This is a genomic window from Tenacibaculum sp. 190524A05c, from assembly GCF_964036595.1.
Classification (GTDB): domain Bacteria; phylum Bacteroidota; class Bacteroidia; order Flavobacteriales; family Flavobacteriaceae; genus Polaribacter; species Polaribacter platacis.
Genome location: NZ_OZ038523.1, coordinates 4082282 through 4105013, shown reverse-complemented (window position 1 = coordinate 4105013; position 22732 = coordinate 4082282). Strand labels below are relative to the sequence as shown.

General features: G+C 30.0%; 24 protein-coding genes. 14 read left to right on the top strand and 10 right to left on the bottom strand.

Features of this window, described 5'->3' with window-relative positions; translation table 11 throughout:
* Positions 1 to 92 precede the first annotated feature (92 nt).
* The gene (locus ABNT61_RS18470) at positions 93 to 1820 is read left to right on the top strand and encodes an AraC family transcriptional regulator (RefSeq protein ID WP_348744320.1); all 1728 of its coding nucleotides are present in this window, start codon (positions 93 to 95) and stop codon (positions 1818 to 1820) included.
* A gap of 71 nt (positions 1821 to 1891) precedes the next feature.
* On the opposite strand, the gene ABNT61_RS18465 is transcribed toward ABNT61_RS18470, so the two are convergent.
* Together ABNT61_RS18465 and ABNT61_RS18460 are read right to left on the bottom strand one after the other, a co-directional pair.
* The gene (locus ABNT61_RS18465; protein WP_348744319.1) at positions 1892 to 4291 is read right to left on the bottom strand and encodes a YfhO family protein; all 2400 of its coding nucleotides are present in this window, start codon (positions 4289 to 4291) and stop codon (positions 1892 to 1894) included.
* A 2-nt stretch (positions 4292 to 4293) separates the two neighbouring features.
* Entirely contained in the window at positions 4294 to 4575 is a 282-nt protein-coding gene (locus ABNT61_RS18460; protein WP_348713653.1) for a DUF4834 family protein, read from the bottom strand.
* A gap of 129 nt (positions 4576 to 4704) precedes the next feature.
* Between ABNT61_RS18460 and ABNT61_RS18455 the strand changes: the two genes are divergently transcribed.
* The 5 genes from ABNT61_RS18455 to ABNT61_RS18435 all read left to right on the top strand — a co-directional run bounded on the left by ABNT61_RS18455 (position 4705) and on the right by ABNT61_RS18435 (position 10289).
* A complete protein-coding gene (locus ABNT61_RS18455) occupies positions 4705 to 6042 on the top strand; it encodes a transporter (protein ID WP_348744318.1) in 1338 nt (445 codons plus the stop codon).
* Between the two features lie 23 nt (positions 6043 to 6065).
* A complete protein-coding gene (locus ABNT61_RS18450) occupies positions 6066 to 7184 on the top strand; it encodes a GTP cyclohydrolase (protein WP_348744317.1) in 1119 nt (372 codons plus the stop codon).
* A complete protein-coding gene (locus tag ABNT61_RS18445; RefSeq protein WP_348744316.1) occupies positions 7184 to 7888 on the top strand; it encodes a 16S rRNA (uracil(1498)-N(3))-methyltransferase in 705 nt (234 codons plus the stop codon). Before ABNT61_RS18450 ends, ABNT61_RS18445 begins: the two co-directional genes overlap by 1 nt.
* 277 nt (positions 7889 to 8165) lie before the next feature.
* A complete protein-coding gene (locus tag ABNT61_RS18440; protein WP_348744315.1) occupies positions 8166 to 9200 on the top strand; it encodes a helix-turn-helix domain-containing protein in 1035 nt (344 codons plus the stop codon).
* A 450-nt stretch (positions 9201 to 9650) separates the two neighbouring features.
* Entirely contained in the window at positions 9651 to 10289 is a 639-nt protein-coding gene (locus ABNT61_RS18435) for a DUF4159 domain-containing protein (protein ID WP_348744314.1), read from the top strand.
* A gap of 1 nt (position 10290) precedes the next feature.
* Here ABNT61_RS18435 and ABNT61_RS18430 read toward each other — a convergent pair whose 3' ends face one another.
* The 6 genes from ABNT61_RS18430 to ABNT61_RS18405 all read right to left on the bottom strand — a co-directional run bounded on the left by ABNT61_RS18430 (position 10291) and on the right by ABNT61_RS18405 (position 16623).
* Positions 10291 to 10818 (bottom strand): GNAT family protein, encoded by a 528-nt coding sequence (locus tag ABNT61_RS18430; RefSeq protein WP_348744313.1) that lies wholly within the window; start codon positions 10816 to 10818, stop codon positions 10291 to 10293.
* 60 nt (positions 10819 to 10878) lie between these two features.
* A complete protein-coding gene (locus ABNT61_RS18425; RefSeq protein ID WP_348744312.1) occupies positions 10879 to 11415 on the bottom strand; it encodes a Crp/Fnr family transcriptional regulator in 537 nt (178 codons plus the stop codon).
* 11 nt (positions 11416 to 11426) lie between these two features.
* The gene (locus ABNT61_RS18420) at positions 11427 to 14348 is read right to left on the bottom strand and encodes a glycoside hydrolase family 3 N-terminal domain-containing protein (RefSeq protein ID WP_348744311.1); all 2922 of its coding nucleotides are present in this window, start codon (positions 14346 to 14348) and stop codon (positions 11427 to 11429) included.
* A gap of 87 nt (positions 14349 to 14435) precedes the next feature.
* Positions 14436 to 14921 (bottom strand): ABC transporter ATPase, encoded by a 486-nt coding sequence (locus ABNT61_RS18415; RefSeq protein ID WP_348744310.1) that lies wholly within the window; start codon positions 14919 to 14921, stop codon positions 14436 to 14438.
* A gap of 1 nt (position 14922) precedes the next feature.
* A complete protein-coding gene (locus tag ABNT61_RS18410) occupies positions 14923 to 15759 on the bottom strand; it encodes an exonuclease domain-containing protein (protein WP_348721891.1) in 837 nt (278 codons plus the stop codon).
* A 9-nt stretch (positions 15760 to 15768) separates the two neighbouring features.
* Entirely contained in the window at positions 15769 to 16623 is an 855-nt protein-coding gene (locus ABNT61_RS18405) for a PPK2 family polyphosphate kinase (RefSeq protein WP_348744309.1), read from the bottom strand.
* A gap of 112 nt (positions 16624 to 16735) precedes the next feature.
* Between ABNT61_RS18405 and ABNT61_RS18400 the strand changes: the two genes are divergently transcribed.
* The 7 genes from ABNT61_RS18400 (at position 16736) to ABNT61_RS18370 (ending at position 20213) form a co-directional block, all read left to right on the top strand.
* Positions 16736 to 17455, top strand: coding sequence for a DUF1223 domain-containing protein (locus ABNT61_RS18400; RefSeq protein WP_348744308.1), 720 nt, complete (start codon positions 16736 to 16738; stop codon positions 17453 to 17455).
* A gap of 107 nt (positions 17456 to 17562) precedes the next feature.
* A complete protein-coding gene (locus ABNT61_RS18395; protein WP_348744307.1) occupies positions 17563 to 18078 on the top strand; it encodes an NAD(P)H-dependent oxidoreductase in 516 nt (171 codons plus the stop codon).
* A 43-nt stretch (positions 18079 to 18121) separates the two neighbouring features.
* A complete protein-coding gene (locus ABNT61_RS18390; protein ID WP_348713639.1) occupies positions 18122 to 18274 on the top strand; it encodes a hypothetical protein in 153 nt (50 codons plus the stop codon).
* A gap of 46 nt (positions 18275 to 18320) precedes the next feature.
* The gene (locus ABNT61_RS18385) at positions 18321 to 18653 is read left to right on the top strand and encodes a metalloregulator ArsR/SmtB family transcription factor (protein WP_348713638.1); all 333 of its coding nucleotides are present in this window, start codon (positions 18321 to 18323) and stop codon (positions 18651 to 18653) included.
* A gap of 32 nt (positions 18654 to 18685) precedes the next feature.
* Positions 18686 to 19294, top strand: coding sequence for a protein-tyrosine-phosphatase (locus ABNT61_RS18380; RefSeq protein ID WP_348744306.1), 609 nt, complete (start codon positions 18686 to 18688; stop codon positions 19292 to 19294).
* Positions 19295 to 19300: 6 nt separating this feature from the next.
* Positions 19301 to 19774 carry a DUF6428 family protein gene (locus ABNT61_RS18375; protein WP_348744305.1) on the top strand — a complete coding sequence of 158 codons (474 nt, stop codon included), beginning with the start codon at positions 19301 to 19303 and terminating at the stop codon, positions 19772 to 19774.
* An 85-nt stretch (positions 19775 to 19859) separates the two neighbouring features.
* Positions 19860 to 20213, top strand: a complete 354-nt coding sequence (locus ABNT61_RS18370) for a hypothetical protein (protein ID WP_348744304.1) — start codon at positions 19860 to 19862, stop codon at positions 20211 to 20213.
* A gap of 46 nt (positions 20214 to 20259) precedes the next feature.
* Here the strand turns inward: ABNT61_RS18370 and ABNT61_RS18365 are convergent, their stop codons facing one another.
* Positions 20260 to 21561, bottom strand: coding sequence for an NAD(P)/FAD-dependent oxidoreductase (locus ABNT61_RS18365; RefSeq protein WP_348744303.1), 1302 nt, complete (start codon positions 21559 to 21561; stop codon positions 20260 to 20262).
* A gap of 189 nt (positions 21562 to 21750) precedes the next feature.
* On the opposite strand from ABNT61_RS18365, the gene ABNT61_RS18360 reads away from it, so the two are divergent.
* Positions 21751 to 22179 (top strand): hypothetical protein, encoded by a 429-nt coding sequence (locus ABNT61_RS18360; RefSeq protein WP_348744302.1) that lies wholly within the window; start codon positions 21751 to 21753, stop codon positions 22177 to 22179.
* A gap of 2 nt (positions 22180 to 22181) precedes the next feature.
* Here ABNT61_RS18360 and ABNT61_RS18355 read toward each other — a convergent pair whose 3' ends face one another.
* Positions 22182 to 22604: a secondary thiamine-phosphate synthase enzyme YjbQ gene (locus tag ABNT61_RS18355; RefSeq protein WP_348744301.1), complete on the bottom strand. Its 423-nt coding sequence runs from the start codon at positions 22602 to 22604 to the stop codon at positions 22182 to 22184.
* Between the last annotated feature and the right edge of the window lie 128 nt (positions 22605 to 22732).

Here is a 22732-nt window from a genome sequence, read left to right as displayed (position 1 = left end):
CAGCACAAACTTATAGCGTCACCTTGTTTAAAAAAAGTTTTATCTTACACTTTTTATAAAAAGCACATAGAAAATAGTCCTAAAACATCCCGATGTTATTGCGTAATTTGAATATCAAATATTTATTCTTTTTTTTCATCATTTCTTCTTCTTCTTTTTCTCAAGCCGTACTTCCTAACAAATATTTTAAAGAAAAAGAGGCACTACGAAAAATTAGAAAATTCAAAAACATAAATTTGGATAGCTTATTATTCTATGCTGATAAAATGAAAAGATCAGATAATAACTGTGATCAGTTATTAGGATTATCTAATGAAGCCTATTATTCTTATCGACAAAGAAAATATGATATTGTAATAAACATTGTTCAAAGCGCCATTAAAAGAGCAGATTTATTTATAAAAAAAGATCCTGAAAACTTGTGCTATGTTGAAATGAAATTAAACTTAATTGGACGTTTATTCTGGACGTATAAAAATTTAGAAAAATATAATCTCGCCTATAAAGAAGCGATTAAAGCATCTCGAATAATAAACTCAACAAAAGACCAGAATTTCAATCAATTTATTTATGGGACAAATTTTGAGTTATTCAAAGCTTATATAAAAAACGATCTTGATTTACATGTAGACGCTAAATATATTCTTAAAAATCTTGTGAGAAAAATTGACACGTTTGAAATCCACAAGAAAGACTATCGCTTCAATAAAATGATTATTGAAAGAAGAACAAGCTCGCTAAACATGATTGGCGAAGCATACTTTAATTTAAGTAATAAGGAGCAAAAAATTGCTTATTTAGACTCTGCATCTTTTTTCTACAAAAGAGCTTACGAAGCTGGAAAAAAATTTAATCCTCCGCATCCTGATTCGGAATTAATGTATCAATTCAAAGAAACTAAGGTGTTAATTGCTAAAAAGAAATATTTAGAAGCATTAGAATTAATTAACCATTATAATTACCCAAAACTGGCTAAAAAAATCGATTACCAAAAAGAAACTCAATATTTCAAAGCTTTATGTTTTCATAATTTAAGAAAAACAGATTCGGCAATACTCGCTGCAAAAAAATCGATTCTTAACAAAAACCTTAGAAGAAGTAAATTAATTACTATTTACGATATTTTATCCTTTCAATATCTAGCAAAGAATAAATTAGATAGCGCTTTCAAATATTCTAAACTTACCATAAAAGAATTTGACAAAGCTAAAACACTCAAAGAAAAAACATATGAAATATTATATGACAATGATCTAGAAAAAGTAACCAAACTTAATAATTCTATTTTAGAAAAAGAAAAATATAAAAATTTGATTACGTTACTTACGTATTCAAGCATTTTAGCTTTCCTTTTGGTTTTATTCTTCTTGAGAAGGAAACAATATAAAAGACAACTTTCAGACATAAAAACAAAGAAAAATGAGCTTACCAAGAAAGAATTTCCTAAAAGAACTAGTTATAATATTGAAGCTGATTTAGAACGTAAAATTCTAGCTCAAATTAAAGACGTTGAATTAAACCACGCATATTTAAATCAAGATTTTTCAATACATACGATGGCAGAAATGATTAAAACGAATGTCACATACGTCTCATTTATATTCAATAAACATTATGATGTTACTTTTAATCAATATTACTCCAAGAAAAAAATTGATTACGCAATACGTATGTTAAATGACGAAAAAACTCGTCAAAAATATTCTATTGAAGGTATTGCTAAAGAAGTTGGATACAAAAGTTCTTATGCATTCTCAAGAGCGTTTAAAAAACATATTAAAATTACTCCTTCAGAATTTATAAAAAATCTAAAAAAATAAAAGAGCCAACATATGTTGGCTCTTTTATTTTTATCATTTCTTATTGATTCAAACTTACATTTCGCTTAATATTAATTCAAAAGTTTCTTTTTTTCAAGAACATATAAACCTATCGGAACTAATATAAATAAAAGATAAAAGTACATTGCTAATGTCGCTCCTTGTTTCACAATAGTTGGCTCAAATTTAAATTCTACTTTATGATCTCCTGCAGGAATATTCATTCCTCTTAACACATAATTAACCTGATAATGTGGAACTGGTTCTCCATCGATATATGCATTCCATCCTTTACCATAATAGATTTCAGAAAACACAGCAAATTGATCTTGTTTCGATGAACTCTTATATTCTAAAGAATTTAAATTATTAGTTACTAATTTAATGGTTGCTAAACTATCTACTGAAAATTCAGAACTTCCTTTATATTTATCTTTTCTTATTACCGCTTCTTCTTTAGTTTTTAGATTCGTTAAATTCATAATCTCTTCATTAGCAGAATCAACTAATCTTAATTTATTAACAAACCAAACATTTCCGTTTGCTTCTTTATTCAGCTCATATTTATCTCCGCTAAGAATAAAATACTTAGTATTTAACATATTAAATATTTCCATATTATTCTTTGCTACTTGATAATCGATAAGCTCTTGATATCTTTTTAATTTCGCTGCATGATAACCTCCCACAGAGTTATGAAAATAAGAAGTTCTATTTTCATTCATAAAGTTACCAGAAAAATTTACCACTCTATACTCTCCTTTATCTTTTAATATTTCTACATCAGCTTTACTAGGAGAAAAAGGTTTATTTATTAATCTTGAACTTACAAAATTCTCAGTATTAACATAATTAATATTAACGGAAATAAGATCAAACACCACTAACGAAAGTAGAAGTCCGAAAACAAATGTTTTCTTAAACTTGTCTTTTAAAAATTGATAAAGGGCACCAGCAGCAATTAAAATTAATATAATTGATCTAATACTATCATTTAGCAACATAGACTTTCGATCACTAATTAGTGCATCCAATAATGCTGGATATTGCTGATATTGATCATCTCTTATTCCTTCAAAACTTGAAGTCATATGAGCTAAGAAAAACCCAACAATAATTAAACCACCTGTTATCATTAAAGCTTTCTTTACATACTCAAGCTTTTCTTCTTTAGTTTTATTATTCTTAAAAAATTCATTTAAACCTAATACTGCCAATAAAGGTATACATAACTCTGCTATGACTTGAATTGATGAAACTGCCCTGAATTTATCATAAAGCGGAATGTAATCTATAAAGAAGTTTGTTACAAAAGCGAAGTTTTTACCCCAACTTAGAACAATTGAAAAAATCGTTGCGGAAACAAGCCAATATTTAAGTCTTCTATCTACTAAAAATACTCCTAAGAAAAATAGAAAAATTATTACTACACCAATGTAGGCAGGAGCCTCAACAATGGGTTGATCTCCCCAGTATGTTAAGACTTCTTTTGAATACTCTTTTGCAGCCTTTTTCCCTGCTATTTTTTCAATTTCTCTGTAGAAATTTGAACTATGACTCACTTTATCGGTTGTACCTCCACCCATAAATCTTGGCACAAGTAAATTCATTGTTTCCAACTTACCGTAACTGTACTGAGTTATGTAATCATAATCAAGACCTACTATTTTATCTCTTTTAGGCTTACCATCAATATCTATAGTTAATTCTGATTTACCTCTAATACTATGTTCTGCATATTCTTTGGTAGCCATTAATCTAGATGCGTTTACTCCAACACCTATACTAAAAGCAAGTGCAATCAAGGCTACTTGTTTAATAAAATCGTTAAGTTTCTTTTGTTTAATTGCTTCTATTAATTCAACAATACCAAGAATAATCAAACAAAAACCTAAATAATATGTCATTTGTATATGTCCTGCTCCAATTTCCATTGCCATACCTAATGCAGTTACAAGGAATCCTACCAAATATCTTTTTTGAAATATTTGCAAAACACCAGCCGTTATAACAGGCATATAAATAATTGCATGTGCTTTTGCGTTATGCCCTGCTCCTATTATAATGATTAAATAGGTAGAAAAACCAAAAGCCAAACTTCCTAGAATAGCTGGCTTCCAATTAACCTTAAGCGTTATTAATAGAAAGAAAAAACCTAAAAAGTACAAGAAAAGATAATCGGCTGGCCTTGGTAAAAAACGTAAGGCTCTATCTATTTCTTTTAAAAAGTCGTTTTCATAATTAGCACTAACCAAATATCCTGGCATACCACTGAAAGCATTTCCTAACCAGTATGCCTCTTCATTATTTTGCTTTCTAAACTCTACTAAATCTTTAGAAATCCCTTTGAATTGATCAATATCTGATTGCTTAATTTGCTTACCAGATAAAACTGGATTAAAGTATAATAAAGATGCAACAAGAAACAGAACTACTGCTCCTACGTATGGTAGTAATTTATTAATCTTCATAGTTAGTCTAATTCTTCAAAATCAATATATTCTCCTACTGATTTATTGCCTTGATTTGATTGATTTGGTTTTTTATCAATAATGGTTTCTCCTACTTTAACGTCGTTCTTTTGCGTTGTTTTACCATATTGTTTTTCAGCTTTCTCTTGCATTTTCTGTACTGCCTTTTTCATCAAATAAGGAGCGAAAAGTCTAGCTAAAAATTTAAGTGTATAGTACACTAAAAGGATAATAAGTATTGTTCTTAAAAAGTTCATTGGTCCGGCTTGATGAATCTCTATCATTCTGTTAATACTAAAAAAGCTATCAAAAATAACAATTTGATCTAAAACCTTACGTTAATAATCCTGTAAACTTATTAGATTGATAATTTTACTGTATGTTTGTAATACGTGTAAATGTTTGCGTTGAATATGATCAAAAAAATTTTTAGTGTAGTATTGTTGTTGTTGGTTTCAACTTTACAAGCACAATACACGGATGTAATTAATTCCAATAAACCTGGTTTCTCTGAAAGTCCTTACAGCGTAGGAACAGGTGTATATCAATTTGAAAGCAGTATTTTTCATAGAGGAACTTCTGCTATCCCAACGTTCAGTAATCCTAGAGCTACTGGATTGGAATTACATTATAGAATGGGACTTTTAGATGAATATTTAGAAGTTAACCTAACAACTTCTTTGCAACAAAATGAATTTGCTTTTGTTAATGTATTTGAATCTTCAAGATCAGAATTTGGATTAGGACAATTTACTTTAGGAGCAAAATATTTAATATACAAACCAAAATATCAAGATCGCTCTAAAGAAATTAGAAGCTGGAAAAAAAGACACTCTTTTGATTGGTCTAGATGGATTCCTCACGTAGCCGTTTACGGTGGATTAAATTTCGGTTCGTTTTTAAGTGATTTTCATGAAAGAGGTGGAATTACACCTAAAATTGGAGTTTTACTGCAAAATGAATTTTCACATAAGTTAAATGTTGTTACTAACATTCACTATAATTACATTGGCGGTTACTTACCTGAACTTTCATACGTTGTTACAGGAACCTATAATTTTACTGATAAATGGTCGGGTTTTGCAGAACATCAAGCTTTATTTAACAAACAAGAAAACCAAAGTAACTTAGGAGTTGGTGCTGCATACTTATTCAACAAAAATTTACAAATAAACTCATCATTAAGAGCTACATTCCAAGAAAACAGTACGGGAATTTACACAAGCGTGGGAGTTTCTTATAGAATCAATAAACATATTGACAAGTATACTGAGTTAGACGAATTTGGGAATAAAATTGAAGGCGACGATGTTCAAACTTATAATAAAGGATTCTTTGGTAGGTTAATCGATAAAATCAAGAATTTATTCAAGAAAAAAGACAAGAATGCTCCTCAGTTAGAAGAAGAAAAAACCGAAGAGGAATTAGAGAAAAAAGAAGAAGGTAGAAAGAGAACTAGGCAAAAATCTGTTCTTGACGATATTACTAAAAAAGATAAAAAAGCCAAGAAGAAAACAACTAAAGAGAAAGAAAAAGCTGCGAAAAAGAAGAAAAGAGCGGAAGAAAAGGCTAAGAAAAAACAGGAAAAAGAAAAGTTAAAAGAAGAAAAGAGAAAAAAGAAAGAGCAAGAGAAATTAGAAAAAGAAATTAAGAAGCTCGAAGAAGAACTTAAAAAAGAAGAAGAAAAAGAGAAAAAGGAAAAAGAGAAAGAAGATGAGAAGAAAGAAAAAAAGAAAAAAGATGATGAATAGTTAAATAATTATACTTTTGTTGTATGATTCAACTAAAGGAAATACATTCAAAAAAGGAAATAAAACAGTTTGTTTTATTTCCTTTTTCATTATATAAAAATCATAAATACTGGGTACCTCCTATTGTTAAGGATGAAGTAAATAATTTTGACAAAACGATAAACCCGGTTTTTGAAAATGCAGACGCACGCTTTTTTGTTGCACTACGAGATGGTAAAATCGTAGGACGAGTAATTGCTATTATTAATAGATATGAAATTGAGCAACAAGGCATAAAAAAAATGAGATTTGGTTGGTTCGATGTAATTGATGACATTGAAGTTACCAAAGTCCTTTTAGATAAAGTTCAAGAGATAGCTAAGGAAAATAATTTAGAATATGTTGAAGGACCTGTTGGATTTAACAACTTAGATAAAACAGGTGTTTTAATAGAAGGATTTGATGAACTTGGTACAATGATTACTTGGTACAATCATCCTTATTATAAAGACCATTTAGAGCAACTTGGATATCGTAAGGAAAAAGAATATTTAGAAAATAGATTTAAATACGAAGACATTAAGATTGAAAGGCATGTTAAAGCCAGTAAGATATTAAAAAAGCGATATGGCGTACGAGAACTTAATTTCACTAAAACTAAAGACATTATGCCTTATGTTGATGAAATGTTCGAACTTTTTAGCAGATCTTATTCTAAATTATCAACCTACGTTCCTATTTCAGATGCTCAAATTCAATATTTTAAAAAGAAATATATTAGTTTTATAAATCCTGAGTACATTAAGTTTGTGGTTGATAGCGATGATAAATTAGTTGCTTTTGCAATTGTAATGCCTTCTTTTTCGAAAGCGCTACAAAAAGCAAAGGGTAAACTTTTTCCTTTTGGAATTTTTCATCTACTTAATGCACGAAAGAACTCAAAAGATGTCACTTTCTATTTAATTGGAGTTGATCCGGAGTATCAAAATAAAGGAGTAACAGCAATTTTATTCAGTGAGTTTCATAAAACTTTTGGAGAAAGAAATATAGAGAATTGTATTCGAACTCCTGAACTTGAAGACAATACTGCTATTCATAAATTATGGTCGCAGTTTAACCCACGAACACATAAAAGAAGAAGAACTTATCGTTTAGATTTATAATGCAACTTTTTTTTAATACTGAAATTAACGAATCGACCAAAGAAATTCTTTTCAATAAAGAAGAAAGTCGACACATTGTAAGAGTTCTTCGTAAAAGACAAGGAGACATTCTTCATATCACAAACGGTAATGGTTATCTGTTTGATGCTGAAATCATAATAGAAAGTGATAAAAAATGCGTTGCTAAAATTGTAAAATCCGTATTCAAAGAAAAAGAATGGAGTTATTACTTACATGTTGCAATAGCTCCTACTAAAAATATTGACAGACTGGAGTGGTTTATTGAAAAAGCTACAGAAATTGGTATAGATGAAATTACGCCAATACTTTGTGATAATTCGGAACGTAAAGTTATTAAGCACGATAGACTTCAAAAAATCATGCTGTCTGCAGTAAAACAATCCCTAAAGTTTACGGCTCCAAAACTTAATGAATTAACTAAATTCAGTGATTTCATTGCAAAAGAAAGAGATGAAGAATTATGCATTGCCCATTGTAATGACGGTGAAAAAACTTCGTTAAAAAACATAAACTTCTCTAGCAATATAATTACAATTCTTATTGGTCCTGAAGGAGATTTCTCATTACGAGAAACACAAGATGCTTTGAATTCAAAATATATTCCAATCTCATTGGGTGAAAGTCGATTACGAACAGAAACAGCAGGACTAGTAGCTGTACATAGCATTAATTTCTTACACTAAAATTAACATTTCTGTTGTCGATTAATGGAATTTTGACTACATTTAAGTGCTAGATTCTTAGTTTTAGTGAAGTAAAATTACAGATTTCTTACCTCCATTTCGTTTTTATTTTACTAACTTTAAGTACCATTAAACAACTAAATTACTAATCACCTTGAGCACTGCGGACTTTTTTAATATGTTCTTGCTTATAAGTGCAATACATGGATTTGCACTTTGTTTTATCATGTTTTTTTCAAAATATGGTAAGAATAAGAGTTTGCTTTTTCTAAACCTAATGATCTTAACCATTTCGTTAAACAACCTTCAATCTTGGGCTTTAGAAAGAAATCTATTTCAACATAAATTTATGTTGGACTACATTCAAATTCCATGGCATTTTTTAAGCGCACCTTTTTTCTATGCATTTCTTATCAATTACTTAGATATTTATGAGAAATCTAGAAAATTATTAAAATACTTTATTACAGTTTTCATTGTATTGTGTGTTGCTCAAATTTCTTTTGTTTTAAGCTATTCGCTTGGTGGAGGAACAAAAGATGAGTTGAATTACGTATATGAAAGATATACATCCATAGAAGAATTAATCAGTTTTGTAGGTTCCATTTCAGTTTTTGTATACTCCTATTATATTCTAAAAGGAAAGAAGAAACTATTCACCAGAATATTAACATATGACAATTTAAAGTGGATCTATAATTTCTTTAGATTAACCTTATTAGTTTATGTCCTTTGGATATTTGCTCTGGTTATAAAATTCAGTTTAAACTTTACCGGTTTTATTTACTCGTACTATCCTTTAAGAATATCTACAACAGTAATCATTTTTATTTTAGGATATCAAGGATTACGTTATTTAAGAATTCTTAAAGAGCGAAAAAACATTAGAGCAGATATTGATACTGCTTCTGAAGAATTAATTAGCGAATCAGACCAGGAAGTTAAATCGGTGACAGAGGATAACAAATATGAAACTCAATTTTTAGAAATTGACAAATTCATTAAATCCGAGAAAATATATTTGCAACCAAAATATACCTTACAAAACCTTTCAGGTGATTTAAATATAGGATCCAGTACACTTTCAGCTACCATTAATAAAAATGCGAAAAAGAGCTTTGTTGATTATATCAATGAAATGCGAGTAAAGCAAGCAAAAAAATTTTTGCTCGATCATAAATATGAAGGTTACACCATAGCCTCTATTGGCTTAGAGTCTGGTTTTAACTCGAAATCTGCATTTTATGACGTTTTTAAAAAACACACTGGAATGACTCCTTTAGCTTTCAAAAATAATAATTCAGAAAAATAGAAATCAGTCGAATTCTGAATCATAAAACCTATCCTAAAACATCCAGAATGGACGTTTTAGGACTTTTTTTCTTTAGTACATTATATATTTGGACTTCCAGAGATGATAAATACATTATTTAGATTTTAGTGATGTATTTATTACTAATATTAAATTTAAAGCATATAGAGAGCTTTTACGTCTCTCTATGAAGAGGGAAAAGCACAAACACTGTTTAATTACAGTGTTTTTTTTTATAAAAGTTGTCCTAAATCGTCCAAATTAGATGATTTAGGAGTCAAGTATCTGATTACCAACGTATATTTGAAGTGAAACTTACATAAACCAGTAAATATATTTTAGGGATTATTATTTACTACTTTACTTCACGAACAAAGAGGCACCATTGAGAAGGGAATGGTGCTTTTTTTTATGTCTATATTATCCTATCTTGCATGTAAATTGAATTCAATGAAGAAAATTGCATTTCTTTTTATAATATGTTGTTATATATCACATGCGCAAGAAATTGGTATTTTGAAATATCAAGGCGGTGGTGATTGGTATTCGAATCCTACTTCTTTACCAAACCTAGTAAAATTTACAAATCAATATTGTAAAACTTCAATTGATAGTAACATTACTACAGTAACTCCAAGTAGTATTGATGTTTTTAATTATCCTATTTTATTTCTTACTGGACATGGAAACGTTTTTTTCGATAATGACGATGTTGAGAATCTTAGGAACTATTTAATATCTGGTGGTTTCTTGCACATTTCAGACAACTACGGTCTGGACAAATACATACGAAGAGAGTTAAAGAAATTATTTCCAAAATTAATACTGCAAGAAATCCCTAAAAATCATCCAATTTATAATCAGACATTTTCTTTTCCTAATGGGTTACCTAAAATTCACGAGCATGATAAAAAAGCTCCTCAAGGTTTAGGTTTATTTTATGAAGGTAGGTTAGTCGTTTTTTATGATTATGAAAGTGATTTGAGTGATGGTTGGGAAGATCAATCAGTGCATAAAAATCCACAAGAAATTAGAGTAAAAGCTTTGAAAATGGGAGCTAATATTATTGAATACGCTTTTAAAAATTAATTTAAAATTCGTCTAGAACTCTTCCATAGTAACATAAATCTATAAGTTCTCCTGATGTAGTTTTATAATCTTTCTTAAGAACTCCTTCTAATTCAAACCCACAGCGTTCCGCTAATTGAATACTCCTTTTATTCATTGGTGATATTCTACAAAACAGTTTCTTAAACCTGTGTTTCTTTATCACACTATCTAAAAGAAGCTTAAAACTTTTTGTTATGATTCCCCTTCCTTGATAATTCAAATCAATGAAAGTACCCAATTCAGCCTTTGGCAAGCTCCAATCTATATTCTTAAAATCAATAAATCCAATTGTACTGCCTTTCTCATCTAGAATCAAATAAGGATAATATTCTTTTCTTAAAATTCTACCTTCAATAACCTTACAGTATTCTATAGTATCCTCTAATGAGTTTGTATATTTAACTGTTCCTGCAAAGAAATTTTCAAGCCTGCTTTTATTCCTTTTAATTAATTCAAAAAAAGCAAGTGAATCGTCAGTTGATAATAATCGAATTGTAAAATCTTTCATACATCTAAAATTTATAGGGATAAAATAACGACAGTCTTTATCAATAAAAATTGATTCAAGTCATGATTTTTTCAATCGACTTAACGTCTCAGGAGCCATTCTTAAATAAGAAGCAATGTGTTTGTGTGGAATTCTTTGAAAAAGCTCTGGATTTCGCTTTAAAGCGATTAAATATCGTTCTTCAGGTGAGTTTATTAATAATTCTTTTTCTCTATCAAATTGATACAAAATTAAATCTCCTAATACCTTATTCCATAATTTCATATACTCGATATTCGAACTCAAAAACTGCTCAAACTCTTGTTTTCCTAAATAGAAAACCTCTGTTTTTTTCAGTGTTTGAATTTCAATATTTGAGGTATTATTCGAAATAAAACTATCCAATGCCGTAATTATAGAACCTTCATAACCGAAATACAAAATATGCTCTTCATCCTTATGCGTAAAGTAGACTTTTACGCTTCCGGAATTAATAAAATAAATGTTGTTATCGGTTGTACCAAATGATTTAATATATTCGTCTCTTTTAAAGGTTTTTTTATGAACTAAAATTTCTTCTTTAAGAATACAATCCTTTAATAACTGATACGATTTCACATTTTGAAATATTAGTTTATTATAGCATCTTGAATAGCTTTTTGAATCTTAGTTCTAACATTGCTTTTTACAAGCTTTCTGTTTTTCATTGTAGGGTAAACTCTGTTAGATAAGAATACATATACAATTCCTGAATCAGGATCTGCCCAAGTATACGTTCCTGTAAATCCGCTATGACCAAAACTTCTATCAGAAACACAACCACAAGTAGGTTTTTCTTTCGGGTTAATTTGAGGTTTATCAAAACCTAAACCTCTTCTATTTCGAACATGAGAATAATATCTCTTATTAAATTTTTCAATTGTTTCTGGCTGAAAATATTGAACCCCGCCATAATACCCTTCTTGCAAATACATCTGCATGATTTTAGCAACATCATTAGCGTTTGCGAATAATCCCGCATGTCCTCCTACTCCACCTTGCATGGCCGCTCCCATATCATGTACGTAACCTCTTAATAATTGATTTCTGAAATAGTCATCCTTTTCAGTGGGTACAACTTCTTTCCAATTGTATTTTCTCAATGGCAAATAAGATGTTCTATTTAATCCAAGTGGCTTATAAAACTCATCTTGTACAATCTTATTCAAAGGCATTTTATACTTTCTCTCAACAATATCTTTCATGATATAATATCCTAAATCACTATACTTATACCCTACTCTTTCTCGTAAATCTGAATCTTTAATAAAAGTTTTAATAGAATCTTTGTACGAACTCTTTAAGTATAAATTCTTAGCTACTCTAATATTAAAATCTCTAGATTTCTTTTTACGATATAAATCTTTCGAAATCTTACCCGTTACAGAATCTAAGGTCTGAATATAGAAAGGAATCCAAGCTTTCAATTGAGCATAATGAGATAATATTTGCTTTAAATTCAACGCTTCTTTATTCGTTTCTTTATATGCAGGCAATAAATTATCTAAATCAGAAAACAAGGATAGTTTCTTATTCTCTTCTAACTTCATCACTGTTGGAAGTGTCGCTAAAATTTTAGTTAACGATGCTAAATCATAGATATCTGAATCCTTAATTTTTCTTCGCTTATTTTCTGTTTGATAACCAAAACTTTTATTGTACACAATTTTACCATGTCTGGCTACCACAACTTGTCCTCCAGGAGCCATTTTTTGCTTTAATATAGTATCAATATATCTATCTATATTTTCTAGCTTTTTAGAGGATAAACCAACGGCCTCAGGAATGCTGTATCCAAGTCTTTTTAATGATTTTAATTCTATTCCTTCACCAGCGGCAAAATCTTCATTAATGGAAACTGGTAATTTTCCTTTTATATCAAATGCGCCAAATAATGCTTGAGCAGATAATTCTTGTGAAATTTTACTATTCTGATAAGAAACAACTACACCATCAATATTTTTAAACGTTTTAATTTGAAGCAGGCTATACGGACTTGCAAAAACATCCAATAAAACCTCATTATTTCTTGCTATTTCTTGCAACCACACTAAGTCTTTATTAGCAAACTTATATCCTTTCCAAGGGTTTTTATTGGATTTATGGAAACCAATAATCACCAAATTATACTTTTTAAGCTTTTGCAATAATCCGCCAAGATTTTCATCAGAAACTACATCTACGCGAGTGTATTTTTTCAATGTATTTACAAAGTGATCTCCTTTATCATCTCCTAGTTTAACATATGCGATTTTCTTTTGCTCTAAATGTTTAAAAGGAACTGTATTAAAGTTATTTTTAACAACAGTTATCGCATTTTTAATAAGCTCTCGATGTAATAAATCATCTTTAGTCGTATTTAAGTCTTCAAGTAAATTATCTTCCGAGATTGGTTGAAAATTATTCAAACCAGCTAAATACTTTGCCTTTAAAATCTTCTTAACCGAAAATTCCAAACGCTCTTCAGATAATTCACCTTTTTCTAATGCTGTCTTAAATAAAGTAATAGTGCTTGGAACATCTTGCGGAATTAAAAGAATATCATTTCCAGCTTTGAAGGCAGCCAAGTTAATTTCCGCAGGAGTTGCATAGTCTGCCGCTCCTTTCATGTTTAAACCATCCGTAAAAATCAAACCTTTAAAACCAAGTTGACCTTTTAAAATATTTGTAACTACATTCTCAGATAAAGAAGATGGTAGATTTGGATTCATTTCTAAAGAAGGAATACTCAAATGAGCCGTCATTACACTAGCAACTCCAGACTCAAATTGTTTTTTGAATGGATATAATTCTATTGAATCAATTCTTTTCTCTGAAAAACTAATTGTTGGTAACGTTAAATGAGAATCTGTAGCTGTATCTCCGTGTCCTGGAAAATGTTTAGCATTCGCTAAAACTCCCGCAGATTGCATTCCTTTAGTAAAAGCTATTGACTTTTCTGCTACACTTTCTTTTGATTCTCCGAATGATCTATTACCAATAATAGGGTTATTAGGATTTGTATTGATATCTACAACTGGTGCAAAATTCACATGAATTCCGACTCTTTTACATTGCTCTCCAATTCGTTCCCCTACCTCTTCTAATAACTTATTATCCTGAATAGAACCTAAGGTCATATTCCAAGGGAATCGATAGGTGTTTTTTAGTCGCATGTCTAATCCCCATTCTCCATCAAAACCAATCAATAACGGAACTTTAGCAGTTAAACTTTGGTACTTATTGGTTAATGAAACTTGCTTTTTAGGTGTTCCCTTCATAAAAATTAAATTACCAACATGATATTTTGTAATCATTTCTGTAATAAATTGTTCATGTGAAGCATCTTTATTGGAATACGCCTGTATCATAAATAACTGACCAATTTTTTCTTCAACTGTCATATTAGTTACAATACTATCTACCCATTCTTCTTGAAGTATGTATTGTTTAGCTCTTAACGGATCAACTTGTTGAGCTTTAACTGTTATAATAAAAAATAAGGTCAGTAAAAATGGTACTCTTTTATTCATAAAATCTTACACGCGTTTTTATGTTAGAGAATGTATTCTCTAGTTATTAAATTGAAATAACAGGGATTATTATGTTTAAAACAATAGTTATACCAAAAAACGGTTATGCCAGCTTTCTTTAGCTGAAACTTCCCATTTTTTCTCAAAATCTTCCTTGGTATTCACCATATTATTGAAAACTACTGTTTCTGAATTTATTTTCTTTTCTTTAGCAAATTCTTGAAAATCTGAAAGCTTCACAATATTTATTCTATCTCCGTCTTTAAAGGAAACGTTTAACTTATCCATTAAGTCAACTGACAATTCTTTTTCTAAAGACTGAATAAAACGTACTGAAGCATCTATAGAACATCCTGAAGCATCAATAAAACTTTCATCTAAAGCAATCACTAAAAATTGATTGTACTTTATAGTAAAAGATCCTTTTAAATCATCTCCGTGTCTTGTCCATTGATCAATGAATAAAATTGCTTTAGCTGAAATAACTTCTATTTCTTCTTGCGTAAATTCACGATTTGCTTGATATATCCAAACTCTTGAACTGTTTGGTAAGTCGCTATACGATACGTACATACTATCTTAAATTAAATTTTTGTTGTAAAGCTTTAAGCTTTTCTTCATCCGACATATTATCAGCAGCCTTATTCGCTCCAGACATTCTCTCTTTTATTAAACGTAATACTTTCTTCGTGTACAACGGAAAATCTGCTTGTTGAATCCAAGAATTATAACCCGGATTTTCCTTTAACACATCTACTACTCTGCGACCTTTGTATTTTCCAAATGAGAAAATTTCTTGCTTTTCATCATCAAATAAAATAAAGCCAGCAAAATCTGCTCTTTTTGTATGAGCTGAATATTCACTTAATGAATCAACTGAATTTTCAATGTCATCATACTTATCTAATTGCGCCTTTAAGATTTCATATGTTGCCATTGTATCTGCCTCTGCAGAATGGGCATCTTCTAAATCTTTTCCACAATAAAATTTATATCCCGCACTTAACGTACGTTGTTCTTTTTTATGGAAAATTACCTGAACGTCAATTGCCTTTTTATTATCCATATCGAAATCAATTCCTGCTCTTAAAAGCTCTTCCGCTAAAAGAGGAATATCAAACCTGTTCGAATTGAAACCTGCTAAATCTGCGTCAGCAATCATTTCATTAATTGTACTAGCAAGTTCTTTAAAAGTTGGTTCATTAACTACCTTTTCATTCGTAATTCCATGAACAGCTACAACATGTTCAGGAATTTCAATTTCCGGATTTACCAACCAAGTTTTGCTTTCCTTATTTCCATTAGGGAAAACTTTTAAAATTGAAATTTCTACGATGCGATCTGTTGCAATATTTATTCCAGTAGTTTCCAGATCAAAAAACACTAGAGGTTTGGTAAGATTTAACTCCATTTAGGTAATTTATTCATTATTTAACTGAGCTTTAAACTCATCTATTTTATCCATTAACTTTGGTTCTAAAACCGGCTCTTTAAAATCGCATTTCTTGAATTCCTCAAGAATTGTACTTGCTACAATTAAACGAGCTGTAGGTTTATCGTCCGCAGGAACAACAAACCACGGAGCATAATATGTAGATGTTCTATTAATTGCATCTTCATAACACTCTTGATAGGTATCCCAAAGTTTTCGTTCTTTTAAATCTCCAGCAGAAAACTTCCAATTCTTTTCTGGAATATTTAATCTGCGTAGTAGTCTATTTTTTTGTTCGTCTTTGGAAAGATGTAAAAAGAACTTCAAAATAATGGTACCATTATCAGAAATATGTTTTTCAAACTGATTTATTCTTTCCATTCTGCTGTGGTAGAAATCATCTTTCAAGTCGTCAAGACTATTAACCGTTGGGATATTTTCTGAAAATACATATTCAGGATGGACTCTTGTTACCAAAACATTTTCGTAGTGTGTTCTATTGAAAACTCCAACCTTTCCCTTTGCAGGCAAAGCAATATAATGTCTCCATAGAAAGTCATGTTTTAGTTCAAGTTCGGTAGGAACTTTAAAGCTATGAACCTCTACTCCTCTAGCATTAAACTGCTTGAATACTTCTCTAATCAAACTATCTTTACCAGAAGTATCCATACCTTGCAAGCAAATTAAAGCGCTATATTTACCTTCGGCATACATGGTATTTTGTAAGTTGGCTATTTTTTTTCTAACCCTTTTTAATTTCTTCTCGGCATCTTCAATTGGTTCTTGAGTAGGAATTTTATGAAGTTCAACAGGTTCGGTAACCTTATATTTATTTATATCCATCTGCATTTTCAATTAATATGATAAATGTAACAAAAATATTACTGAATTTACAGTGTTTTGTAAGTCTTTAACAAGGAATACTACTTATTAGAAAATTAAATCTTTTATCGTTTTGAATCGTATAGTTATCATTCTATTTTTTATCGCTTTAACATTAAACGCTCAACAAAAACCTGTTGTGGTTTTAGAATTATTTACTTCTCAAGGCTGTTCTAGTTGTCCACCTGCAGATGATGCGTTATATAGAATTAAAGAAAAGTTAGATACCGAAACTGTAATTCCGATTGCTTACCACGTGGATTATTGGAATTATATTGGATGGAAAGATCCCTTTTCGAAAAAGAGATTTACAGATAAACAAAGGTATTATGGACAAAAATTCAGAAGTAACTCTATTTACACTCCACAATTGGTAATTAACGGAAACGAACATTTGGTAGGTTCTAATGAAGTTACTATTTATAATAAGGTAAAAAGATATTTAAAAGAGACAGCTTCAAATAGCATTATGTTATCCGATGTAAAAAAAGAAGTCAAATCTGTTTCATTCAACTATTCAATTCAAGGCGATATAAAAGACAAATATCTCGAGGCAATTCTTGTTATTAATAATAGAACAACGAAAGTGAAACGAGGTGAAAATCGAAATCGAACTTTATACAACTCGAATATAGCCGTTACTGAAAAAGTAATTTCTCTTACTGATAAAAATTCTGGAACATTAGAATTAGCCATTCCTGATCTAGTTATTAAAGAAGACACTTTACGATTAGTACTTATTATTAAAGATGAAAACCTTTCAGTTCAAGGCGGTACACAAATCGAGTTATAATCCAAATATATTCAATCGGTTTTTTCTTGCTAGCTATCAAAAATTAGAATCAAATAGCTGTTCATCTTTTAGTATTGCCATCTAATTTTATAGGTAAATAAATACTTATGAAATCAACTGTAATAATTAAAGCAAGTTCTAAAAGAGCAGGAAATACTCAAAAAGTAGTCGACTATTTAAACTCCAATTCGGATTTTGATGTTATTGACTTGATTGATAAGAAAATTGGACATTTCAATTACGATTTCGAAAATGCTAAGGATGATTTCTTACCGTTAATGGAAAAAATCGTAAACACATACGACACAATAATTTTTGCTACTCCTGTATATTGGTATACAATGAGCGGAATATTAAAAGTATTTTTTGATCGACTTTCTGATCTACTGCATTACAAAAAAGACTTAGGACGAAAAATGAGAGGTAAAAAAATGGCAATGATCAGCAATTCAGGAGAAAATGATAGAAGAACAGGATTTGAAATGCCTTTTATAGAAAGTTCAAAATATTTAGGCATGACGTATATTGACGATATTCATGCTTGGTTTAATTCAGATACAAACGAATTACATGATGAAGCAAAACAAAAAATAGACGATTTTAGAAAAAAATTGCTATCCTAAAAAAACAGGATGTATTTTTGCTTTTCAAATAGTTAGAAAAACAATGTCAAAAAAAGGTAAAGCTAAAAACACTGTTAATAAAGCCAAACATTCTAGACTTATGCAACAAAAAAAGAATAAGTTAAGAGAGGAAAAACTGCAACATAAAGCACGATTGAAGGCCATTATAAAGAAAGCTAACGAACAAAAAGAATAGTTTATTTAAAATATTAATCGTAATATTGCAATATATAAATTTATTAATGGGATTAACAAAATCTGAAATATTTACGCAAGAGCAGAATGAAATAGCAAGTATCGCTAAAGTGCTTGGTCATCCTGCTCGTATTGCGATTCTGGAGTATTTAGCAAAAGCTAAAACCTGTATTTGTGGTGATTTGGTAAATGAAATAGGACTGGCTCAACCAACGATTTCTCAACATCTAAAAGAATTAAAGAGAATGGAAATTATTAAAGGAACTATTGAAGGAACAAGTATATGCTACTGTTTAAATGAAGATAAATGGGCTGAAATCAACTTGATTTTAAAAAATTTCCTTTCGATATTTTCATATGAACAAAATAAATGTTGCTAAAAAAATTTAAAACATTTAATCGTAATATTACAATGAACAAAACATTAGAACAAACAATAGACAACATTTCTCAAATCCCTATTACAGAAGAGAGAAAAGAAATATTAAACCCTCTTATCTCCTATTTACAAGAAAAAAGAGACAAAAAAGAGGCTATTCGAATCAATTATATATGTACACATAATTCAAGAAGAAGTCACCTAGGACAGATTTGGATGCAAACTCTTGCAAATCATTTTAATATTGATTCTATAACCACTTATTCTGGTGGAACAGAAGCTACAGCAATGGCAAGACCAATAGTTGACACTTTAAAAAATCAAGGCTTTAAAGTTCAGAAGTTAAGTGAAGAATCAAATCCAGTTTATGCAATTAAATATGATCTAACTTCACTACCTATAATTGGATTTTCTAAGAAGTATGACGATGAATTCAATCCAAATTCAAGTTTCGCGGCAATTATGACTTGTTCCGAAGCTGATGGCGGTTGTCCTTTTGTAGCGGGTTCAGAAATTAGAGTCCCAATAACTTATGAAGATCCTAAAATATCAGATAATACAGATGCCCAAAGCGAAGTTTATTTAACACGAAGTAATCAAATCGCATCAGAAATGTATTACGTTTTATCACAATTAAATTAATCCAGTATGACATTATCAGAAATAAAACAGCATTTATCTAAATTAGAAACAATAGCTTTTCAACTTCCAAATGGAGATTTGGTTCCAGAACATTTTCACGTTACAGAAGTTGGTAAAGTAACTAAACATTTTATTGATTGCGGAGGAGTTCTACGTAAAGAAGAACGTGTAAACTTTCAGCTATGGAATGCTAATGATTACAACCATAGATTAAATCCAGAAAAGTTAATTCATATTATTGAATTATCTGAAAAGACCTTAAATTTAAAAGATGTTGATATTGAGGTTGAATATCAAGGGGAAACTATAGGAAAGTATGGTTTAGGTTTTGATGGAACATCTTTTTTACTCACCAATACGGCAACTGCATGTTTAGCTGAAGATCAATGTGGTATAACTCCACAACCTAAATTAAAAGTTCGTCTTTCAGACTTACAAAATCAAAATACATCTTGTGATCCAAATTCTGGTTGTTGTTAATTGTAAACACGTTAGTATTGTTAATTACAACGTTTTAGTTTAAAAAGGTTATCTTCGCGCCCGAAATAACCCCTTAATATTAAACATGAAATCGTTTAAAAAGTTCATTCTTTTATTAATTATCATGTCCTCTACTATTTTTACAGGCTGTTCAGAATGTAACAACGAAAACCCAAGAGCAAGAGTTACAAACTTGGGAAGCGAGGAAGTTAGTGTTCAAGTTAAAACCACAGGTGGAAATACGGAAAACATTAATAATATAGAACCTGGTAAAGCTTCTGAATTTAGAAGTTATTCACCAGGGCAAGTAACATATACCATTGTTTTAAAGAACAATGAAGAAATCGTCGAAGAAGTTGAAATGGGATTTTGTGCAGACTATGAAATCATAGTTGATCAAGATAATGAGGTAAGAACAACTTCTACAGATAGAGAATAATCTTAAGAAAATTCACAAATTAAAAAGCGCCCAAAAGGCGCTTTTTTTATATCTCATTTTTAAAAGAATACTCATTCTTATTTTTATATGGTCTGATAATTAATCTCGTTTCTCTATCGAATCGAATATAATTGTATACCCAATTCAAAAAGACTACAGCCTTATTTCTAAATCCAATAAGAGAAAATAAGTGAACAAACATCCACACAAACCAAGCAAAAACTCCTTGAAACTTCCATTTTGGCAAATCTACTACGGCTTTATTTCTTCCAATAGTTGCCATAGAACCTTTGTCATTATAAATAAATGGCTTCATGTTTTTACCTTTCAATTCTGCCAAAATATTTTTTGCTAGTAATCTTCCTTGTTGAATAGCAGGTTGCGCCATCATAGGATGACCGTAAGGATATTTTTCTGAATTCATACAAGCAACATCACCAATAGCAAATATATTTTCATGTGGACTTACTCTGCTGTATCCATCGACTTTATATCGTGCAGCTCTTTCAACAATACATTCTGCTTCTAAACCATTAATTGATTCTCCTTTTACACCAGCAGCCCAAATTACCGTTGAAGATTTAAAATGATCTTCTCCATTTGTTGAAACGGTTTCTCCATCATAATCTAATACCCTCAAATTCTTCCAAACATCAACACCTAATTTTATTAGAAAATCTTCTGCTTTTTCAGAAGCCTTTTCACTCATTCCTTTTAATATAGATTCTGAACTTTGAATCAAATTGATCTTCATCAAACGAATATCTAAATCTGGATAATCTTTAGGCAAAATTTCTTTTTTCATTTCTGCTAAAGCGCCAGCCAATTCAACACCAGTAGGTCCTCCTCCAACAATTACGAAATTCATTAGCTTTTTTCGCTCTTCTAAATCCGAAGTCAACAACGCTTCTTCAAAGTTTTCCAGAATTAAACTTCTTATATTCAATGATTGCGGAATAGACTTCATTTCCATAGTGTACTTTTCGATATTCGTATTTCCAAAGAAATTTGTTGTAGATCCTGTAGCAATAATTAAATAATCATAACTCAGACTTCCTATGGAAGTACTTACTTCTTTTCGTTCAGCATTGATATTGGTAACCTCTGCTAAACGGAAATAAAAGTTTTCTATGTCATTAAATCTTTTTCTTAACGGAAAAGCTATACTATCAGGTTCTAGACCACCTGTTGCCACTTGATATAATAAGGGTTGAAAAGTATGATAGTTGTGTTTATCCAACAATACAACTTGTAATTCTTCATTTTCTAATCCTTTCGCAGCTGCTAATCCTGCAAAACCTCCTCCAATAATTACTACTCTTGGAAAGCTGGTTTGAGGTATATTCATAGACCATAAAATTTTGTGTACACAAATTTACGAAAGTGTTCAAACATATATTCGGTAAAGTTTATTTATTTAGTTTTAGACATATAACGTTTTAGTAGGTTTAACTGTTAAAAAAAACATGTTTTTCCTGTTTTTCACGTCATATATTTTTATAGATTTACTTTTGAAAAAAGATTTTTTTAAAACATTATGCTTAAGTTTTTTAAGAAAAAGAAACAGAAAGAATTTAATATTCACTGTTCAACTGATTTCCTAAAAGTTAATGACCACTTATTAAACTTCCCCTGCATATATAGTGATTTATTAACCATTTTTGGAGAGCCTACTAGAAAAATAGATAGTAGCAATGAGTACCTTATTTGGGATGATTTTGGTTTCTCTTGTAGTATAAATGAAAATGATCAAATTTTATCATTGAGCGTTTATCAAGGAAATAATAATCCGAGTGAATATGTACCTCAAAAAAGTTTTAACGGTAAGTTATTTTTTGAAGAAGACGATATTACGTACAACGAGTTCAGTAAAATCGGATTAGGAAAAATAGCGATTCATCGATTAGGAAGTGAAAGTGAAACTCGTTTTGGTTTTAGTATTGGTATAAACAATGACTACAAATAAGGTTATACACCAAATACAGTAATCACAACCTTTCGATTTCCCCCATAATTTCTGTGTTCGCCAAGGTAAATACCTTGCCAAGTTCCCAAATTAAGTTCACCCTTAGTTATTGGGATTAGAACTTGACATCCCAACATTGAGGATTTAATATGTGCTGGCATATCATCCGATCCTTCATAATCATGTTTATAGTAAGGCATGTTTTCAGGAATCATTTTATTAATATGAGTCTCAAAATCCATTCGCACAGTCGGATCTGCATTTTCATTTATAGTTAAACTTGCCGAAGTATGTTTAATAAATACTTGAAATTGTCCTATTGAAATTGAAGTTATTTCTGGCATTTCTTTTCGTAATAACTCGGTAATTAAATGATATCCTCTCTCAAATCTAGGAAGAACTATTTCTTTTTGATAAAACTTCATACTCTAAAAATAAAAAACCTGAGGCTTTAACACCTCAGGTTTTGATTTAAAATATGCAAAACATTAAATAAAATAATATACCGTACAACACAAAGAGCAAAATTTCGAGTTGATATTTTTTTATTTTT